This is a genomic window from Shewanella sp. HL-SH2 (assembly GCF_051164935.1).
GTDB lineage: Bacteria > Pseudomonadota > Gammaproteobacteria > Enterobacterales > Shewanellaceae > Shewanella > Shewanella glacialimarina.
On record NZ_CP195035.1, the window covers coordinates 3,674,257 to 3,694,461 of the forward strand.

General features: G+C 40.3%; 18 protein-coding genes, 2 tRNA genes and 1 pseudogene. 9 read left to right on the forward strand and 12 right to left on the reverse strand.

What is annotated here, in order from left to right; all coding sequences use genetic code 11:
* Positions 1-130: 130 nt before the first annotated feature.
* The 5 genes and pseudogenes from ACRWP9_RS15960 to ACRWP9_RS15980 all read left to right on the forward strand — a co-directional run bounded on the left by ACRWP9_RS15960 (position 131) and on the right by ACRWP9_RS15980 (position 5,357).
* Positions 131-679 (forward strand): YggT family protein, encoded by a 549-nt coding sequence (locus ACRWP9_RS15960; protein ID WP_434926823.1) that lies wholly within the window; start codon positions 131-133, stop codon positions 677-679.
* A 198-nt stretch (positions 680-877) separates the two neighbouring features.
* Complete coding sequence (locus ACRWP9_RS15965) at positions 878-1,318, forward strand: DUF4426 domain-containing protein (protein ID WP_434926824.1); 441 nt, start codon at positions 878-880, stop codon at positions 1,316-1,318.
* A 139-nt stretch (positions 1,319-1,457) separates the two neighbouring features.
* Positions 1,458-2,075, forward strand: a complete 618-nt coding sequence (gene rdgB / locus ACRWP9_RS15970; protein WP_434926825.1) for an RdgB/HAM1 family non-canonical purine NTP pyrophosphatase — start codon at positions 1,458-1,460, stop codon at positions 2,073-2,075.
* Between the two features lie 80 nt (positions 2,076-2,155).
* Positions 2,156-3,291 (forward strand): annotated as a pseudogene (gene hemW / locus ACRWP9_RS15975) (radical SAM family heme chaperone HemW).
* Between the two features lie 212 nt (positions 3,292-3,503).
* Complete coding sequence (locus ACRWP9_RS15980; protein WP_434926826.1) at positions 3,504-5,357, forward strand: DUF885 domain-containing protein; 1,854 nt, start codon at positions 3,504-3,506, stop codon at positions 5,355-5,357.
* A 445-nt stretch (positions 5,358-5,802) separates the two neighbouring features.
* On the opposite strand, the gene ACRWP9_RS15985 is transcribed toward ACRWP9_RS15980, so the two are convergent.
* From ACRWP9_RS15985 to trmB, 5 genes are all read right to left on the reverse strand, one after another.
* Complete coding sequence (locus ACRWP9_RS15985) at positions 5,803-6,744, reverse strand: LysR family transcriptional regulator (RefSeq protein ID WP_226414080.1); 942 nt, start codon at positions 6,742-6,744, stop codon at positions 5,803-5,805.
* 468 nt (positions 6,745-7,212) lie between these two features.
* Positions 7,213-8,064: a YggN family protein gene (locus ACRWP9_RS15990; RefSeq protein ID WP_434926827.1), complete on the reverse strand. Its 852-nt coding sequence runs from the start codon at positions 8,062-8,064 to the stop codon at positions 7,213-7,215.
* Positions 8,065-8,299: 235 nt separating this feature from the next.
* Positions 8,300-9,214 carry a glutaminase B gene (gene glsB, locus ACRWP9_RS15995; RefSeq protein ID WP_434926828.1) on the reverse strand — a complete coding sequence of 305 codons (915 nt, stop codon included), beginning with the start codon at positions 9,212-9,214 and terminating at the stop codon, positions 8,300-8,302.
* On the reverse strand, positions 9,215-9,541 hold the full coding sequence (locus ACRWP9_RS16000) for a 50S ribosome-binding protein YggL (protein WP_226414077.1): 327 nt from the start codon (positions 9,539-9,541) through the stop codon (positions 9,215-9,217). It lies immediately after the preceding gene.
* A gap of 26 nt (positions 9,542-9,567) precedes the next feature.
* Positions 9,568-10,284 carry a tRNA (guanosine(46)-N7)-methyltransferase TrmB gene (trmB, locus tag ACRWP9_RS16005; RefSeq protein ID WP_434926829.1) on the reverse strand — a complete coding sequence of 239 codons (717 nt, stop codon included), beginning with the start codon at positions 10,282-10,284 and terminating at the stop codon, positions 9,568-9,570.
* Between the two features lie 159 nt (positions 10,285-10,443).
* Here trmB and mutY point away from each other — a divergent pair, with 159 nt between their 5' ends.
* Both mutY and ACRWP9_RS16015 read left to right on the forward strand, forming a co-directional pair.
* Complete coding sequence (gene mutY, locus ACRWP9_RS16010; RefSeq protein ID WP_434926830.1) at positions 10,444-11,562, forward strand: A/G-specific adenine glycosylase; 1,119 nt, start codon at positions 10,444-10,446, stop codon at positions 11,560-11,562.
* Positions 11,563-11,564: 2 nt separating this feature from the next.
* Positions 11,565-11,840, forward strand: coding sequence for an oxidative damage protection protein (locus ACRWP9_RS16015; protein ID WP_226414073.1), 276 nt, complete (start codon positions 11,565-11,567; stop codon positions 11,838-11,840).
* Between the two features lie 297 nt (positions 11,841-12,137).
* Here ACRWP9_RS16015 and ACRWP9_RS16020 read toward each other — a convergent pair whose 3' ends face one another.
* Together ACRWP9_RS16020 and ACRWP9_RS16025 are read right to left on the reverse strand one after the other, a co-directional pair.
* Positions 12,138-12,725 (reverse strand): YceI family protein, encoded by a 588-nt coding sequence (locus tag ACRWP9_RS16020; protein WP_434926831.1) that lies wholly within the window; start codon positions 12,723-12,725, stop codon positions 12,138-12,140.
* A gap of 33 nt (positions 12,726-12,758) precedes the next feature.
* Positions 12,759-13,310: a cytochrome b gene (locus ACRWP9_RS16025; RefSeq protein ID WP_434926832.1), complete on the reverse strand. Its 552-nt coding sequence runs from the start codon at positions 13,308-13,310 to the stop codon at positions 12,759-12,761.
* Positions 13,311-13,694: 384 nt separating this feature from the next.
* On the opposite strand from ACRWP9_RS16025, the gene ACRWP9_RS16030 reads away from it, so the two are divergent.
* Positions 13,695-13,770 (forward strand) — tRNA-Phe (locus ACRWP9_RS16030).
* 7 nt (positions 13,771-13,777) lie between these two features.
* Positions 13,778-13,853: transfer RNA gene (locus ACRWP9_RS16035), tRNA-Thr, on the forward strand.
* Positions 13,854-14,146: 293 nt separating this feature from the next.
* On the opposite strand, the gene nagP is transcribed toward ACRWP9_RS16035, so the two are convergent.
* From nagP to nagK, 5 genes are all read right to left on the reverse strand, one after another.
* The gene (nagP, locus tag ACRWP9_RS16040) at positions 14,147-15,451 is read right to left on the reverse strand and encodes an N-acetylglucosamine MFS transporter NagP (protein WP_434926833.1); all 1,305 of its coding nucleotides are present in this window, start codon (positions 15,449-15,451) and stop codon (positions 14,147-14,149) included.
* A 158-nt stretch (positions 15,452-15,609) separates the two neighbouring features.
* Positions 15,610-16,770, reverse strand: a complete 1,161-nt coding sequence (nagX, locus tag ACRWP9_RS16045) for a transmembrane glucosamine N-acetyltransferase NagX (protein ID WP_434926834.1) — start codon at positions 16,768-16,770, stop codon at positions 15,610-15,612.
* A gap of 54 nt (positions 16,771-16,824) precedes the next feature.
* A complete protein-coding gene (gene nagA / locus ACRWP9_RS16050) occupies positions 16,825-18,015 on the reverse strand; it encodes an N-acetylglucosamine-6-phosphate deacetylase (protein WP_434926835.1) in 1,191 nt (396 codons plus the stop codon).
* Positions 18,016-18,050: 35 nt separating this feature from the next.
* A complete protein-coding gene (nagB-II, locus tag ACRWP9_RS16055; RefSeq protein ID WP_434926836.1) occupies positions 18,051-19,052 on the reverse strand; it encodes a glucosamine-6-phosphate deaminase NagB-II in 1,002 nt (333 codons plus the stop codon).
* Positions 19,053-19,152: 100 nt separating this feature from the next.
* Positions 19,153-20,058: an N-acetylglucosamine kinase gene (nagK, locus tag ACRWP9_RS16060; RefSeq protein ID WP_434926837.1), complete on the reverse strand. Its 906-nt coding sequence runs from the start codon at positions 20,056-20,058 to the stop codon at positions 19,153-19,155.
* Between the last annotated feature and the right edge of the window lie 147 nt (positions 20,059-20,205).

A 20,205-nucleotide genomic window follows, 5' to 3' on the forward strand; every position in this document is an offset into this window, starting at 1 on the left:
TTATAAATTGACTTAAATTACGTGTTTTCGCGGTTTTGAGTGCTAAAATCACTCAAGTTATTTTGACATCATTGGTTAATAAATCAGGCCAATGACTATACCCTGAACACTAAAATGGTAAGGCAACATCATGAATGCGATGAGTTTTTTAGTTAGCACCTTGTTTGATTTATATTTAATGGTTGTTATTTTACGTTTTTGGCTACAGCTAGTTAAAGCCGATTTTTACAACCCATTTAGCCAATTTGTAGTAAAAGCGACCCAACCGATTGTCGCGCCAATGCGCAGAGTTATCCCCTCTATAGGTAGCATTGACACAGCATCGTTACTATTAGCTTTAATCGTAGTAATACTAAAAATGTTAGTGCTGACATTCATTGCAGGCGCTGGAATTGATATTGCTACCTTATTACTTTTTTCAGTAGTTTCGGTACTGAAAAACGCTGGGGTACTGCTATTTTGGATGCTGCTTATTCGTGCGGTATTAAGCTGGTTTAATCAGGGCTACAACCCTATTGTCATGATAATGTCTCAACTTACCGACCCAATTTTAGCGCCAATTCGTAAAGTGATCCCGGCAATCGGCGGTTTAGATTTATCAGTATTAGTATTATTTATTGCGATGAATTTTATCAATATTTTATTTTCCCAATACATTCCATTTTGGGCGATGATCTAGCTTAAAACGTATCATATTGAAAGGCAGTCTTTTTAGACTGCCTTTTTCATACTGAAAACTGGCACTAGATTGATGTAAAAATGGCGTTACGCTTATTGCGACACCTAATACCAGAATTAACCGCGACACATGATATAGCGCTATACTTACAGTTCTGACATACAGCAGCTTTGCGCTGCTTTTAAAAAGGATATTAAAATGTTTAACAAAATACTCCCGTTTGCACTCATCATGAGCCTCATGCTATTAATTGCGCCAGCACAAGCAGAGCAGAAACAACAAGTCGGTAATTTTGACATTCATTATATGGCACTTAACAGCACCTTTATTACCCCCACTATAGCTAAAACCTATGGTATTGAGCGCAGCCGCTATAACGGCATTATCAATATTGCGGTATTAGATACAAGCCAAGAGGGTAATCCAGCGGTTGCGGTTGAAATATCGGGCATTGCTAATAATTTACTTGATGCAAAAATGGAGCTTAATTTTAAAGAAATTCGTGAAGGCGATGCTATTTATTATATTGCCCAGGTCCCCTATCGTGACGACCAGGAAATTAACTTTTCGATTGCCATTAAACACGCTAAAAAATTAAATACCTCGCTAAAATTTAAGCAAAAGTTTTATGTTGATTGATTAGAATACAGACTAATAAGCCCGTATTGGGTTAGCTAAACTTGCACTGGTTAACTTAGCGAGCTGATTTACCGCCTTCTTTTACTGCTAGCTTGGGGTATAATGCCGATCTTTTCAGATGACAAAATAAGGCAGTTTCATGCAAGCACCCATTTCACAACAAATTGTGTTAGCCAGCGGCAATAAAGGCAAACTTAACGAGTTTGATCAAATGTTGGCCCAATTCAATATTCAAGTGCTTGCCCAAAGCCAATTTAATGTCTCAGAAGTCGCCGAAACTGGTACTACATTTGTTGAAAACGCCATTATTAAGGCTCGTCATGCTGCTGAAATTACGGGTAAACCCGCTATAGCAGATGATTCAGGTATCGAAGTTGACGCATTAGACGGCCAACCAGGTATCTATTCGGCACGTTATTCAGGCCAAGGCGCGACAGAAGTCAGCAACTATCAAAAGTTACTTACAGAAATGAAGTCACATCAAAATCGTGCAGCTCGCTTTCAATGCGTATTAGTGTATATGCGTCATGCCAAAGACCCGACGCCAATTATTTGCCAAGCTGCGTGGGAAGGCACTATTAATTTAGTCCCCCAAGGTGAGCAAGGCCACGGCTACGACCCTATTTTTATTCCACACGGATTTGATAAAACCGCCGCTGAACTAACCAGTGATGAAAAGAATGCCCATAGTCATCGTGGTAAGGCATTAGCCATGTTAGTCGCAGCCATGAAGGCCAAAGGAATTATTCAGGGCTAATAGTAAGTTGAATATTCATTTTTAAAAACTACCGTTAAGCGAAAAGTGTCATTATACCCATTTAAATAGGCTAACCATCGATGTTGTCATTACCACCACTTAGTTTGTACATCCATATTCCGTGGTGCGTGCAAAAATGCCCTTATTGCGACTTTAACTCCCATGGACAAAATGGCGAATTACCACAGCAACAATATGTCGACGCGTTATTGGCAGATCTTAAAAATGACCTGAGTTATGTTCAACAAAGACCTATTCACACCATCTTTATTGGTGGCGGCACGCCTTCATTATTTGACGCTAGCCAAATACAACGTTTACTCGAAGGGGTTAAAGCCATGATCCCATTCGAAACAGACATTGAAATTACCATGGAAGCCAACCCTGGCACGCTTGAACATGACGATTTTGCCGCATACCGCGCCGCAGGCGTGACGCGTTTATCTATTGGAGTGCAAAGCTTCTCTAAAGAAAAGCTTAATCTATTGGGGCGTATACACGATCAAGATGAAGCAAAAACAGCAGCAGAGAAAGCCAAGCAAGCCAATTACTTAAGTTTCAACTTGGACTTAATGCACGGTCTGCCCAATCAAAGCTTTGATGAAGCCATGCATGATATTGATACCGCTGGCGCTTTAATGCCGCCGCATCTGTCTTGGTATCAGCTTACCATTGAGCCCAATACTTTGTTTCACTCTAAACCACCACAATTACCTGATGATGAGAAATTGTGGCATATCTACGAGCAAGGACAAAAAAATTAGCTGCACTAGGTTATGAGCAATACGAAATATCAGCCTACGCAAAACCTGGTTTTCAGTGTCGACATAATCTTAACTATTGGAAATTTGGTGACTACTTAGGTATTGGTTGTGGCGCCCACGGAAAAATTACTCTACCAGATACGGACAGCATTATTCGCACAGTCAAAGTTAAACACCCTAAGGGCTACTTGGCGGCGAGTGATTACACCTCAGAAACCACAGAGGTCATAACCGAAGATAGAGCTTTAGAGTATTTAATGAATCGCTTACGTTTGATGACGCCCATTCCTAAAACAGAATTTGAAGCGCGAACAGGTCAAAGCGCGACAGTTGTAAAAGAAGGTATGGCTAAATCAATTCATCGAGGCTTGTTAACTGAAACCGACACCCATTGGCAGCTGACTTCAAAAGGTCATATGTTTGTCAACGATCTTCTATCACAGTTTATTTAACTGTAATAAAAGGGTTAATTAAAGCAAGGCAACAAATAAGCTTTACATAACATATCAGTCTGGTGCTAACTAGTCGCACCAGACTGTAACTAATTTGAGTGTCTTTCAGGTTATTTTCACAATATCGAAACACTTACTAACACTTCAATTTACACTTTTACCTCCAGCTTTATTAGGATAGCGTTTTTAAAAATAAGATTGGAATGCCCGCAATGCTGATAAAAACTAAAACAACGTTACTTGCGTTGACTCTTTCTAGCCTTTTAAGCGGTAATATTTACGCTCACTCACATTCAATGCCTGCTGATAGTGCTCAAGAAAGTGTTACAAAAGTCAGTTCACCACAGACTGAATCTCAAAAAGCTAATGCATTGTTTGATGAGTTATTTATGCAAAGCATTATGGCTAATCCTATCAATCAAACCTATTTAGGCATAAAGCAAGATTATGATAAATGGGGTGATATTTCAGATGCCGGTGCAGATAAAAATCTTGCACTCGCCAAAGCACAATTAGCTCAATTACTGACATTAGATGTCAGCAAGCTTGATCAACAAACAACCTTAAGTTTTGAGCTATTTAAAGCAAGCTTAGAGCAAGCTATTGCTGATGATAAATGGCGTTACCATACTTACCCGGTTAACCAGATGTATGGTATGCATTCAATGATTGCCTCATTTTTAATTAACCAACATCAAATTACTGATCTAAGCGATGCTAAGGCTTATATCAGCCGTTTAGAGGGCGTAAAGCCTCTGCTGGCTCAACTTGAAGCTGAATTAACCATACGTGCTGATAAAAACATTATTGCCCCTAAATTCGTGTTTCCTTACGTAATATCAGACAGCCAGAATATTATTACCGGTGCACCTTTTGATTCAACGGGAGAAGACAGCGCGTTATGGGCAGATTTTAATCGTAAAGTCGCAAAATTATCTATTACAGAATCAGAAAAAGAATCATTACTTGCTGATGCAAAGTCAGCTTTAATAGACAGTGTAAAACCAGGTTATGAAAGCCTGCTAAGTTACCTTGTTAAATTAGAGAAAAAGGCAGATAACCGAGATGGTGCCTGGAAGTTCCCTGATGGTGAGACCTACTTTAATAATGCCTTAGCTCGTACAACGACTACCGATATGACTTCGGATCAAATCCATGATTTAGGGTTAAGTGAAGTCGCGCGCATTCAAGATGAAATGCGTATTATTATGAAAAAAGTCGGCTTTGAAGGTAATCTGCAAGCATTTTTCGCCTTTATGCGGGATGACAAGCAATTCTACTACCCAGACACACAAGCGGGTCGTGATGCCTACATTACTGATGCGAAAGCGATGATTGATAATATGGAGTCTCGAATAGATGAAGTATTCAAAATCAAACCTAAAGCAAGTTTGAGTGTACGCCCGGTAGAAGCATTCCGTGAAAAGTCGGCCGGAAAAGCCTTTTATGATCAACCAGCACCAGATGGTTCACGACCTGGTATTTACTACGCTAATCTTTATGACATGAACGCTATGCCTAAATACCAAATGGAGGCACTGGCTTACCATGAAGGTATTCCTGGTCATCATATGCAAATTGCCATAGCACAAGAGTTAGAAGGTATTCCGCAATTCCGTAAGTATGGTCGTTACACTGCCTATAGCGAAGGTTGGGGTTTATATACTGAATACTTCCCAAAAGAAATGGGCTTATATGCTGATCCTTATTCAGACTTTGGCCGCTTAGCCATGGAATTATGGCGTGCCTGTCGCTTAGTGGTAGATACAGGTATCCACACTAAAAAGTGGACCCGTGAACAAGGTATTGCTTATTACGTTGAAAACACGCCCAATGCAGAGTCTGATGCCATAAAAATGGTTGAACGTCATGTAGTTATGCCTTCACAGGCCACAGCTTATAAAGTGGGGATGATTAAAATCCTTGAGCTACGTGAACACGCCAAGAAACAATTAGGCGACAAGTTCGACATTCGCGACTTCCACACACTCGTTTTACAATATGGACCGTTACCATTAGATGTACTGGAAACTAAAGTGAACCGCTGGGTTAAATCGATTAAGTAACGACGTTACGATAAGATGAGTTTTTGAAAATAAAGCAGCGACCATGGGTTGTTGCTTTTTTTTACACAAAAAAATAACCCCAGACAAAGTCTGGGGTAAACCAATAAAACTAGGATGATGGTTTCAAAGCTAACATTGTTTTAATTATAAACTGCTGCCAGCCGTGACTCAAAATTTGCGAAGTGGCTGATTTGTACACGCTAATGAAAAGGGGTCATTTCTCAAAATCGTATTTATTCAAATCATTTCGAATCAACTGACATCTATTGTATTCAAATAAGAACAGACTGCAACACCCCCATGGTAAGCAACGGTTAAACCATTGATTTACTAATTTAGCTTTTACTGCATAATAATCAGCTTAAGCTTTTGATAAAAAACACAAATAAAAAAGCCATGCTGGGCTGCATGGCTTTATTCTATTTTAAGAACAATGTTTTCAAAATTACTTACGTAATTTATACAAATGTTCGAATTTAACGTCCCAATATGGCGATGTACCAATATGGCCTTTAATGAAGTCAATAAAGGCACTAACTTTAGGAGCTAAGTGCTTACGTCTTGGGTACACGGCTTGCAAAGGTAAATTGTTGGTCAATTGCCAATCTGTCAGTAAAGGAACTAATGTGCCTTTCTCGATTTCATCTTCCATCAGATAACTAGCAAGATAGGCTATACCTAACCCGCTAACGGCTGCTGATTTTAAAGCCGGTGCATTATCAACGCGGAAATTACCTGATACACCAATCTCACAATAATCGTCACCTCGCTTGAACTGCCACATACTGTGTTCATGCCATTCACCTTGGTAAACTAAGCAATTGTGTTCAACAAGCTGTTCAGGGCGCGATATGTTACCGTGCTTAGCCACATACTCAGGCGATGCTGCTAATAAGAACTGGCACTTCATTAATGGACGAGCCACCATGCCTAAAGGGAGTTGCTCAGACATCGTTAGCAACAAATCTAAGCCTTCACTAACAACATCAACCTTATGGTCCAACAAACTTACCTGCAACTCTAGATCAGGATGTTTAGCCATAAACGCTGGTAGTGCAGGGATAAGATGCATGGTACCAAATGATTGTGAAATTCCCACTTTAAGTACACCACGTGTTGCATCATTCAAATTATGCACACTGGAAACCGCTTGTTCAGCATCGCGCAGCAGCTCTTCACCTTGTAAATAAAGTAAATTACCCGCTTCAGTTAAACTTAAACTACGAGTTGTTCGCTGAATAAGCTGCACGCCTAATTTATGTTCTAAATCAGCTACCTGCGTACTTACTTTAGATTTGGATATTCCAAGGCGTCTTGCAGCAGCACTAAAACTACCTGCACGAGCAACATGGGTAAAAATGGCAATTGGTTCTAACAGTTCTAACATGAAAGTCGCCTTAAGCTGTTACGACATTGAAAACGATTTTCGGCAATTTCTTTACTCACTTTATCTTCCATGAATGTCATATCAATGGAAGCCGTTGGCTTAAATAGCATTATTAAACATTAAATAAATCCAATAGGTTGTAAAGTTACGCCAATTATCCGAAAAACTAGCAAAAATTTAAATAGAGTGCATTTTTCTTATAATTTTTATGAGTATAACAAAAAACTATATCATTGCTCTATATTTATAATTGAGAATTTTTTTATCAGAACAAACTTGCTAGTTTACTTGAAGAGGTGCTGCAGGAAGGTACATAACGAATATAAAAAGCCCCCTGCCAAATAAGCACTAGCAGGGGGAAAGTCAGGTGACATACATAAGACATTGAAACCAATGATTTACAAAGTCTTCCTCAAGTTAACGCGCTTGAGTCGCGTAAAATTTATCGGGTAAGGGAAGTAGAAAAGATTATTCAGATAAAGGCTGCGCCTCTAAACTGGCTAGTTTGTAAGGTGCCAATTGTGGAATATCTTTTCTAAGTTGATTTTCTAGTACCATCAACTTTTCAAAATCGCCGCAGACTTTGTCAGCTCGGCCTTCTAAAGCCTCAGATTGTGATTCCATTTGTAATTCAATATCTTTACCTACATTTTCCATTTTAGTCGCAAAAGCATTCATTTTCTGTTCGAATGATCCACCTTCTGAAGACATGATCTGGCTTCCCATGCTCATCATCAAACTTCCAATTGAGTTTGAAACAATGTTTTCCATTTCTTGCTCAAACTCATCATTAAAGGTTTCTTCTAAAGACGATTCTGTTGAACCAATGAAAAACATATCACCCTGCTGATAAGCCATAGTATCTACACGTTGCTCAATACCATCCATCAATTTATCGATTTGGCTACCGGCTGCGTCACCAAGCAACGGAGTCAGCGCCATTGTAACTGCCTGGGTTGCCAAGGTAACAACTTCACCAACTAGATCTATCACCTCAGGCACCTGACGAGAGACTTCATCAGAGTATTGAGTTAATGTTTTTTGCTGAGCAGCCGTTAATTTTACCGGTTTTCCTTCAACGAATAACTGACCAACTTCAACACGGTATTTTTCTAACCCCTTTTCACTGACCTTAACGGATTTAGGCTCAACAGTTACGTCGTAGTGCAAGGTGACATTACAGCTTTGATCGTTCAAAGACATTTTAGCCATTGCAGGGGTGAACGCGCCGGCAGTAAAAATCAGTCCAGAAAATATAAGGCCCGTTAGTAATTTCTGGCTATTAAGCGTGCTTTTAGTGACTTGATTATGTTGAGTCATTTAATAAATCCTTTTGCTATACGGGAATCACAATTGACTAAGAAGAAGCAGTCAATCAACAATTATTGATAAGTTACTAATGACATAGCATGTTGTGTGCCAAAATTAATAAGCCGCTTTATTTCAGTTACTTAAAACAAAATCAAAGATAACACTAACCGAATAACTTAATTGCATTAGCCAAAAAAACTAAAACTTAGTTAAATTAATCATTTTTATCTAGATTGAAATATGTTTAAAAGATCGAGCGACCTAATTTTTGACAAAGATGTTCTAACATTGCGGTTCCGGCCAATGAATTGCCATTACCGTCTAATTCTGGAGACCAAACGCATACTGACATATCACCAGGGATCACGGCAATAATACCGCCACCGACTCCACTTTTACCCGGCATACCAACCCGATAGGCAAATTCTCCCGCACCATCATATAAACCCGAGGTTGCTAACAGGGCATTGAGTTGCCTTGTTTGTATAGGCGTTATCCATTGTTCACCTGACAAGGTTTTACCGCGATTAGCCAGGTAAAGCATCGACTTAGATAAGTCAGCACAATTCATTTTTAAGGCACAGTAATGAAAGTAGTTTTTAAGTACATTTTCAACTACGCCGTTAAAATTACCAAACGATTTCATTAAGTAAGCAATCGCCGCATTACGCGCACTAAAAGCAAATTCAGAATCAGCTACTACTTTGTCGTAACTTATAGTTGGATTCATACTCAGCTTACGCACCACTTCTAACATTTGATGTTTTGGTGCACTGCTTCTGGTTTGTAACAAATCAGCAATGACTAACGCGCCAGCATTAATAAATGGATTACGCGGTTTACCCCGCTCTAATTCAACTTGAACTAGTGAGTTAAAAGAATGCCCTGACGGTTCTTTGCCTACTCGGCTCCATATTTCATCTTCACGATAAAGATTGAGCGCGAGGGTGAGACTAAATACTTTTGAAATAGATTGGATAGAGAAGGGTTCAAGATAGTCTCCAGCTCCAATTGTTTGACCATCAACTGTGGTTACTGCAATTGCAAGTTTAGTACTATCAATATTGGCTAATGCCGGTATGTAATTGGCTACTTTGCCTTTACCTAAAAGCGGCCGAACACTGTCGACCGCCTCTTGTAATAATGCTTGGTTTAGCAATTAACCCCACCAAATATCATACAAAGTTGTAGCTTCTACATCTTTTACTGGTTTGCTTTTCCAAAAATCAGTAATCACTGCAATGTCTTCATCGGTACATTTACCAATGTGTTGAGTCGCAATAATACCTTGCCATTCTTTATGTCCGCCGCCATGGAAACCTAATTGGCGAGGCTCGATCACTTCATGAATAAATTGATCGATTAAGCTATCAATATCTTGCTCTGACACAGACTCTTCAAACGTCCATTGGATGTCAAAACCAAACTCTTGGAACTCATCAACTCGTAATTTCTTACGTAAACGACGGCTACGATTTGTTGCCATGATACTTTCTCCTAATTTAGACGTTATTAACTAATACGTTCGAACATAATATCCCAAACACCATGGCCTAAGCGATGACCCCGGGCTTCAAATTTTGTTAATGGGCGATAATCTGGTCTTTCAACCACTGTGCCAGTGGCTGATTGGTTTTTATAACCTTCAGCAACTTGCATTACTTCAAGCATATACTCGCTGTAATTTTCCCAGTCGGTCGCCATATGAAATACGCCACCAATTTTAAGTTTACGGCGAATTAGCTGCGCAAATTCAGGCTGCACTATACGACGTTTATTATGACGTTTTTTGTGCCAAGGATCCGGGAAGAATAACTGCACACGTGATAATGAACCATCTGCAATACTGTGTTCTAGCACTTCCATTGCATCGTGATGATAAACGCGTAAGTTAGTCACTTGCGCTTCACCTGCATCGCCTAAACATGCGCCAACACCTGGTTTATGTACTTCAATGCCTATGTAGTTAAGCTCAGGTGCAGCTTTAGCCATTTGCACTAAAGAGCCACCCATACCGAAACCGATTTCTAATACGGTATCAGCTTCACGGCCAAATACTTGGCTGAGATTTAATGCTTCAGGACTGTAATCAAGCCCCATTGCTGGCCAATGTGATTCAATAGCTTGTGACTGACCTTTAGTTAAACGGCCTTCACGTAATACAAAGCTTCTGATTTTACGAAGGTACTTACCTTCTTCATTAAATTCAGCTGTAGTAACGTCGCTCATTTTTGCCTCTTTATTACAATGGTGCAATTTCCACCGAAACGGCCCGGATCATAATAGTTAATCTTAAATTTTTTATTTCAGCGGCACAGTATACCTAATCTACTAACAATTGTTTATATAAACCTTGTTTGATTATAGGCGTATCGCTACACTGCCCGCATGAAAATAGCAGCCACTTTCGCTGAGCGTATTATCGCTTGGTATGATGTTCACGGTCGTAAAAAATTACCGTGGCAGATCAATAAAACCCCATATAGAGTATGGGTTTCAGAGATAATGTTACAACAAACCCAAGTTGCAACAGTGATCCCCTATTACGAAAAATTTATGGCAAGGTTTCCTACCGTTGTCGATTTAGCAAATGCGCCACAGGATGAAGTGCTTCATCTTTGGACTGGCCTTGGCTATTACGCCAGAGCCCGTAACCTGCATAAAGCCGCTATTTATGTTCGCGATGTGTTTAAGGGTGAATTTCCCATTGAATTTGAACAAGTGCTAGCATTATCGGGCATTGGCCGTTCAACCGCTGGAGCCATTTTGTCATTGTCACTTGGCCAGCAGCACCCTATTTTAGACGGTAATGTTAAACGCGTATTGGCTCGACATGGTGCTGTTGAAGGATGGCCCGGACAAAAGGCCGTTGAACAAGCCCTGTGGCATTTAACGGAACAGTTAACTCCAAGTGATGATGTGCAAAAGTACAATCAAGCTATGATGGATTTAGGCGCTAGCATTTGTAGCAGAAGCAAACCTCAATGCGCATCTTGTCCAGTAGCCATTGATTGTATTGCTCAACTTAGTGGCAAACAAAGCCTATATCCGGGTAAAAAGCCTAAAAAGACAATTCCGACTAAACAAGCCTGGATGTTAGTCATGCTTCATCAAGGCCAAGTACAATTAGTACAACGTCCACCTACTGGCATTTGGGGCGGATTGTGGTGTTTTCCACAATTTGATGACCAAGCATCAATAGAGCAGTATTTAGCGTTACAGTCGCTGCAAAAATCTGCCATTGACTTAGTAGGTTTTCGGCATACATTTAGTCATTTTCATTTAGATATTCAGCCTATTATGGTTGAAGTGTCTACTCAAAATGACGTTAGAGTTCCACAGGAATTTACTGGGGTGATGGAACAAAGTCCACCACTCTGGTATAACATCAAGCATCCAGCCAAAGTCGGATTAGCCGCCGCAACAGAAAAGATTCTTGCCAATCTTGGTGCGGTGTTAAATCAACAGTCTGATTCTGTCGCTTCCCCCGTTCACGTTAAGGAGTAAACATGGCTCGCACGGTAAATTGCGTTCATTTAAACAAGTCAGCTGATGGCTTAGATTTTCAACTTTATCCAGGCGATCTGGGTAAACGTATCTTTGATAATATTGGCAAAGAAGCGTGGGGTTTGTGGCAGAAAAAACAAACCATGTTGATCAATGAGAAAAAACTTAGCATGATGAATGTTGAGGACCGTAAGTTTCTTGAAGAGCAAATGGTTAACTTCTTATTTGAAGGCAAAGACGTTGAAATCGAAGGCTATGTGCCACCAGCCGAAGATTAATTCAATTCCTTCTGCTTTTGATTAAAGGATAAGTTATTTACTTATCCTTTTTTATTGATGCTATTCCGGCTAGAAACCTCCTTCATCTATGTAACCTTAAACGTGCCTGTATCAACAAAGAGCTCACTACCCATTCCCTAGCGTTAAATATAATGACTGATATTTATCATCACTTGATATCTGCAGTAGTTTAATTGCTCAAATAAAAACGGCCTGTAATCTAGATTACAGGCCGTTTCTGATACTAAAGCAGCCAAACTATTACAGATTAGCCGTTATATCTTAATTATGACTTTATTACTTCTTGATCCCTTCAACAACTAATTCAAGCTCGACATTGGCAGATGCAGGGCCAAGATCCATTTTTATACCGTAATCTTTCATTTTAAAGCTGGTTGTTCCGGTAAAACCTGCACGGTATCCGCCCCATGGGTCGTCACCTTCGCCAATCATCACCGCATCAATCGCTATAGGCTTAGTCACGCCGTTAAAGGTAAAATCGCCATTAACAACAAACTTACCCTCGCCTTTATCTTCTACCGACGTTGATTTAAAACTAGCCTGCGGGAATTTATCGGTATTTAAAAAATCAGCGCTACGTAAATGCTTATCACGCTCAGCATGATTTGAGTCAACGCTAGTGGTATTGATGTTTACTTTAATATTACCTTTGCTGACATCTTTACTGTCGAAGCTAAAATCACCAGAAAAATCATTAAAGCGCCCCATCACAAAGCTATAACCTAAGTGGCTTACTTTAAATTGAATAAAAGCATGGGCACCTTGGGTATCAATAACGTAATCAGCTGCGTTGGCAGTACTTGTGGCAAACATAGGCGTTAGCATTGCCGTGCTCATTAATGCTGCTATTAGATGTTTTTTCATGTTAATCCTTCCTTTGTATAAATGATTTGGTGATTATTTATGCTTAACCCATAACATACGGGTTAAGGTTGAATCTTTATCAATAAAGTGATGTTTTAACGCACCGACTGCATGGACTATCACCAGAGTAATTAAGCTATATGCAGCATATTGATGGAACAGTCCGGCTAAGTCAGCCTGGTCGGTAAATAGCTCACCGACACCGGGTAACTCAAACCAGGTAAATACCCATATTCCACGTCCATCAGCGGTCGAAATTAATATTCCTGATACCATAATGGCTATCATCAGGACATAAAGTAATTTATGTACCAAATGAGCGCTGCTTTTCTCCCAGGTTTTATGGGTTGAAATGGGATTAGGTTTTACGGTTGTTGCTCGCAAAAAAACTCTAATAAGGGTTAAAAATAATAATATAACCCCGACACTTTTATGAATATCTGGTGCGGTTTTATACCAACTACTGTAATAGGTTAACTCTACCATCCAAAAACCTAGGCCAAATAATCCTATGACAGCAATGGCGGATAGCCAGTGAACTAAGATATTAAGCAACCCATATCGAGTCGGAGTATTATTTAACATAAACAGATCCTTGTTTTTTACTCAGTAACTGCGACTATAACGAATCTAAACAGTCTACTTACTATTTATTGAAATAAAACCTCTAAAAATTGTTAAAATCATTCTAATAAATAGAACTATTGTAAAAAATGGATATTTACTCGCTAAATACCAGCTAATAACTCTATCTAAATAATCATTTCAGCTCATGTTTGCCTTAAAAATCTGCAATAGTATTTAAAAAAACACCATCTTGCGCACAAACTAACCGAACGAGTAAAAACTTTTAAAAACCACTTGCACGATAAAAACCATCACTATATTATGTGCGCACTCCAGACGAGACAGGCCTTACTTAGTAAGATTGTTGAGTGTGAAGTAGATAACTAGACACTTAGTTTAGTTGCCCGAATAGCTCAGTCGGTAGAGCAGAGGATTGAAAATCCTCGTGTCCCTGGTTCGATTCCGGGTTCGGGCACCACAATTTAGCCGGCATAGCTCAGTTGGTAGAGCAACTGACTTGTAATCAGTAGGTCCCGAGTTCGACTCTTGGTGCCGGCACCATAAAAAACAAAAAAGCCACTCAATGAGTGGCTTTTTTGCATCTGAATATTAGCGATTTAATTAATCCTTTTATCTCAAGCATTGTCTCAGCCCGCCTATCACTGTATCCCCCTTCATCTAAAGCATTAAGAATAGAAAGTATCAATAATATAGCAAAACACATCGAACCATCAGCTAATACTCAAACTGCAGCCCTGAATCTTATTAATCGGTTCGTTACTCATTATTTGATGAAATAAAAAAGAACGCTTATGCGCTCTTCTTTATTGTTAGCAGGACTTGATAATAAAAAGCTATCTCCAACTTTTCATTTTATAGCCTTTAACTGCATAGAATAGGATGAATAAGTAACATGGGAACATCACCATATAACCGCCCTGCATACCTAATGAGGTTGCAGAACTGGTTAATCCCCAAAATAATGGTCCAAAAGCGCCACCGGCAATACCCATAATTAATAAGGCAGAACCCGTACTGGTTAACTTACCCATACCTGACAATGCTAATGGCCATACCGCAGGCCAAACAATGGCATTAGCCAAACCTAAAAAGGCGATCATCAGTAAAGTATCAGGAAGCTGAGCACCACCAAATGGGACTAATAATACATTGGCAATAGCATAGGACTGACTGTCACCAAATACGATGCCAGCGGTTAACACTAATCCCAAAATAGCACTGACCATTAGTGCGTTAGGCTGTGAAATAAACCGCGGGATACAAATGATACCTAAAGTATAACCGAACACCATACACAGCATAGTATATGAGGTCATTACACCATAATTTTCAACGCCCAGAGTTAATGCAAAGGTACCAATAGTGTCACCAGCAATCACTTCAACGGCAACATAGACGAATAAAGCGACCACACCTAAAGCTAAGTTAGGATGGGCCAAAGCTTGTTTAATTTGACCTTTTTCAGAACCTTGTTCTTGCTCATCTTTTTCAAGCTCAGGCAGTGGTGATTTTTTAACGGCTATAGCCAAAATACCAATAAATATTGCCATACCTAAGTAAGGATAAATCAAGCTATTAGCCATTTCATCAATTTGAATTTGACTTAGTTCAGTACCAACACGATCCTTAAAACTGTCTAAGATTAACGCTGTGAATACCATAGGCGCAATCACGCCCGCGCCTTTATTCAAAATACCCATCACACTGACGCGAGCAGCCGCTGATTCTTCAGGGCCTAGGCGAACTACATAAGGATTTACCGCGGTTTGCAGTAACGTTTGCCCCGTTCCCATAACTAGCTGCGCAAGTAAAAATAATACAAAAATTTGCGTTTGTGCGGCAGGAATAAACAATAATCCGGCTAGCATCATGACCCCCATACCTAATGCCATGCCATTTTTGTAACCCACTTTACGGATCACCCAGGCAGAAGGTAATGCGGTGAAGGTTACCGCAATGTAAAATGAGAATAATATCAGCGAGGCTTGAAAGGGAGTCAGTTGCAAAATTTGCTTAAGGTATGGCATCAAAGAGCCATTCAACCATGTGGCAAAGCCAAGAATAAAAAACAGCACCGCGACAATTGCCATAGGGACAAAACTGCTTTTAGATTGTTGTTCTGTTGTTGTCATTTCCATAAACCTGCTCATTATTTTTATTTATAGGGCCTTTGTAGTTTGAATAATCTAGATATGGATTGAGTCACATATAGACTATCTTGTTCGATAATAGAACACTTTAACCACCAAGACAACGCTGTCATTTATAACTAGTAGCAGCTAGACCTGCCTTTAATTTAAATTCGAATAAATATATTACGACGATACATCCACCATAAAATTAACCACTGCACTGTGATAAAACCCACCACACCAACAAGCGGCTGGCTTGCTGAAGGAAATGCTTGAATAACGCCGCCAAACACACTGCGAGTAATGTACTGCCAATCAATTAAACTTGAACCAAGGTAAATAATAATTGCATTGGTCCCTATCACGACAAATACAAACGACCACCTCTGCCATTTCAGCACATCGATAATGGCGTAAAATAACGCTAAAAAGAGTAAACTCCAGCCAGAGGTAACCAATACAAAGCTAGGGGTCCATAAGTCTTTATTGACCGGAATAAGCGGGTTTAGCAACCAGCCTAAAGCTAACAATACCAACCCAGAAAGCGCCATAATCCCAACTTTTGCCCAATCGCCTTTATCATGCGGTCTAACAATAAATTGCCCAACAAACACACCGACTAACGCATTGACGACAGCGGGCAAGGTTGATAACACACCTTCAGGATCGAGTGCCCTATGCTGATAAGCAATACCAGGGCGAAGCAAGCCATCGATATAAGCATTGATGCTGCTATCCATAGTGAAAACACCTGCTTGACCACCGGGAAAAGGCATAAAACATAATAATAATGAGTAGAAAACGAGTATACCTACCGCGGTAAAAATTTGAGTTCGTAATGAAGTATGCCAAACTAAAAATGCCGCTAAAAACCAGGCGAATCCAATACGCGCCAATACACTAGAAAACCGAATTTGTTCAGGATCTGAAGGGATACCCGCTCCCCAACCATGGTTGTAAAGTACCCCAAGAGAAATCAACAACGCTAAACGCTTGACCGCATGTCGATATAAAGGCATTCGTAAATTATAAGGAAGCTTATCTAATCGCTTAGGCGATAAGCCTAGTGCCACACCTGATAAGAAAATAAATAGCGGGAAGATTAAATCATATAGGGTGAAGCCATGCCATTGACTATGTTGCATTTGACCTGCAGCTAGCTGCCAACCCGCCCAACTGGTTAATGCAAACATGGCGGCAAATAAACCTTCGCCACCAATAATCCAAAACATATCAAAGCCACGTAAAGCATCAAGGGACTTTAGTCTTGGTTTATCTGGCTTGGTTTGTTCACTATGTATTCTAGTAGCGGGCTTAACAGACATACTGGCCTCTATTGTTATTATTATCGAGAAGCTGAAACTGAACGAATAAATCGATTACTGGGCAAAAACAATTTTGCCACCAATGTAAGTTCGAGTGACTAGATTTTTTTGATTAAGTAATACCAAATCAGCTCTATATCCAGGTTTAATAAAGCCTAAGCTATTTGATAAACCTAAGTTACTTGTTGAGCCTGGGCCGCATTCTAAACCAAGGAACTGAGCTGGATATAATGATGCCATGCGCAATGCTTCACCATGGGATAAGCCCAGCATGCTGACACTGTTATTGACGGCACCAACCATATCTAACACACAACCCGCCAGCTCGCCTGTTGTGGCATTAAGTCGATCGCCTTGACGTACTACTTTTATGCCAAATAATTCAAAACTTGCATCTTCGCTCATGCCAACTGGTGGCATAGCATCAGTGACTAACATCATTTTGCCGCGTGGTTTAGCATTAATTGCGATTCTGGCTGCAGCACTGTGTACATGATGCCCATCTACAATAAGACCACACCAGGCATCCTGGCTTTCAAGTGCTGCGCCAACCATACCCGGTTCACGTGAACCTAAAGCTGACATGGCATTGAATAAATGAGTAAAGCCAGTAGCGCCAGCATTTAGTGCTGCAACAACCGTGTCATAATCTGCATTTGAATGACCAAGACATACTCTGACGCCTGCTTTAACTAGACTTTTAATCACTTGAGTTGAAACGTTTTCAGGCGCTAAGGTAACCACTTTAATACCCAGATCTTGGCGGCTAAATATAGCCAGCTCTGCATCACTGATATTGCGGATATACTGCTGGGGATGAACGCCTTTTTTAGGGATGCTCAAATGCGGCCCTTCAAAGTGAACACCTAATACACCCGCTTTATTTTGCTTAATAGCAAGCGCAACGGCATCAGCCGCTTTTGCCATCACTTCAACATCATCAGTGATTAAAGTCGGTAGAAAACCTGTGGTCCCAAACCTTGCATGGGCGCGGCCAATTGTTTCAATGCATTCAACATTGGGCTGGGCATTAAATAATGCCCCGCCACCGCCATTAACTTGAACATCAACAAACCCTGGCGTTAGCGTACCCGCTAGCTTAGAGATGGTATTAGGATCAATATCAATGTCTATAGCTTCAGCAGATTGAACTGCGATAATACAGCCTGCTTCGATAGTGACCGCCATATTTTGATGAAAATCTTCTCCATCGAATAATCGCTCAACAATCAGGATTTGTTTCATAATGCTCTCGTTTTATTTTAGTTTTATTAAAGATATTACAGTGTTTGTGTCACTTTCTTTAAGCCAGCAGGTTGGTCTGGATTAATACCGCGAGCAATAGCAACCGCGGCTACATCAATGTAAAAACGCTGTAATAACGCTAAAGGTGCAACACGTGGGTGAATATCCGCTGCCGTTTGATTCAAATGCACTAAATCAGCACCACGTTGGTTAACGTTATCAATTTGCTCTACATGGCTTGCGTAAGATTCATCATTAATACACACATCTACAATTGCCAGTTTCTTTTCAACTAAGGTTACTGGGCCATGTAAAAATTCAGCACTACTGAATGCTTCAGCATGGATTGAACACACTTCTTTCATTTTTAATGCTATTTCTTTTGACACTGCATAACCTAAACCACGACCAAGTACGACAAGGTTTTTAACGCCATCTAATGACTCTGCGGTTAATTGTGGTTCAGCATCAACAGCTGTCTGTAGCGCCTGTGGTAAGGAGTCTACCGCTTGTGCTAATGACTCACTTTGAGTCCATTTAGCGGCAACTTGTAAAATGGCAGACAGGGTTGCTAAATAACTTTTAGTTGCCGCAACGGCTTTCTCTTCACCTGCGCGCAATGGCACAACTACATCGACGATATCTTTAATTGGCGCTGTTTCATCATTCACTAACGCGACACAGTATGCACCTGCATTTTTCGCCATTCTTGCTTGAGCAAGAATGTCAGGGCTACGGCCAGATTGTGAAATGACAATCACTAAACCGCCTTCAAGCTGTAATGTTTTACCATAAACGCTTGCTACTGAAGGCGCTGCTGCAAATGTTGGTATACCCGCTTCTATTTCAAATAAATATTTCGCAAACACACCGGCATGATCAGATGAGCCTCGGCCAACTATCATGACAAACTTTGGTTTAAATTCTCGTAACTTTTCACCCAGTAATGTAGTAATGCTTTCATTCGCTTTTAACTGCTCAGCTATTTTTTGAGGGGCTGTGCGAGCTTCTTGTTCCATGATGGTATTAGTTGTCATAATAAACCTTTATGCAAAATTGTTATGTCATAACCAGTAACTTATTTAAAAAACTTGATTTAATTACGTGTCTTCAAACGGTTAAATCAAGTTATTTGTATTAAGCTACCGACTGGGTTTTAAATTGTTTTTGAGCAAATAAACACGCGCCAAATTCAGGCGGAGAAAGCGCAGGGGAAACCTTGTCCGCTACATCGTCATCTAACCAAGGCAATAAGGGTTCTGCTAATCCACCAATCATTGAGAATCTGCTAGGATTAATAGTGAAAAGTCTTCTGGCAAGCTCACTGATATAACTGGCTCCCTCTTTAACGATAGCCGTAGCTACCTCATCACCGTCATGGGCACTTTCTATCACTAACCGGGCTAATTGGGCGTAGACACTTGATGACTTACCCGCAAGATTTTCAACCAGACCGATAGCCTCTGAAACATTGAAGTGAGTCAGTAACTTTTGTGTAAGCTGAGTGTTGGTTGCAAATCCATCAAGGGCGAGTAATACATGTTCGGCTGCTTTTAAGCCCAGCCATGCCCCACTGCCTTTATCACCAAGGGCAAAACCATGTCCACCTAAGCCGATGCTCTGATGGCCGACATGGGCATATCCGCATGAGCCTGTGCCGGTAATAATCACGGCGCCGTCGGCACCATTGTGTGCGCCAATACAAGCAGTATGCAGATCGGTTGTTAAATACATTAATTTAAACGGATGTTGCCAATTTGAAATTTGATCGTAGAAATGACCCACATTGACGCCAGCAAGACCTAGACCCGCTACAAGTTGGCTACAGGCTTCAACGGATAAACCTGCATCGGCTAAAGCAAGCTGGGTTGACTCTGTTATTGATTGAAAAGTTTGCTCTAAGCCATGTAATGGATTAGCCCGGCCTGAGACACCAGTGCCTAATAGCTTATAATCTTCAGTATAAATGGTTGCGCGACATTTACTGCCACCGCCATCGATGCCAATGTAAAGCTGCGAATTGCTAAGCTGATTTTCACCCATGACTTCCCTCTCGGTATTCAGTTTATGGCTACTATTTTTTTGATTGTATTCGAGCCAATGAATAAGTTAAGGCTATGTTACACTTAAAATGACAGCGTTGTCATTTGTTTTTTGCGTAAAAATATCATACCAAATAGAATTTAAAAC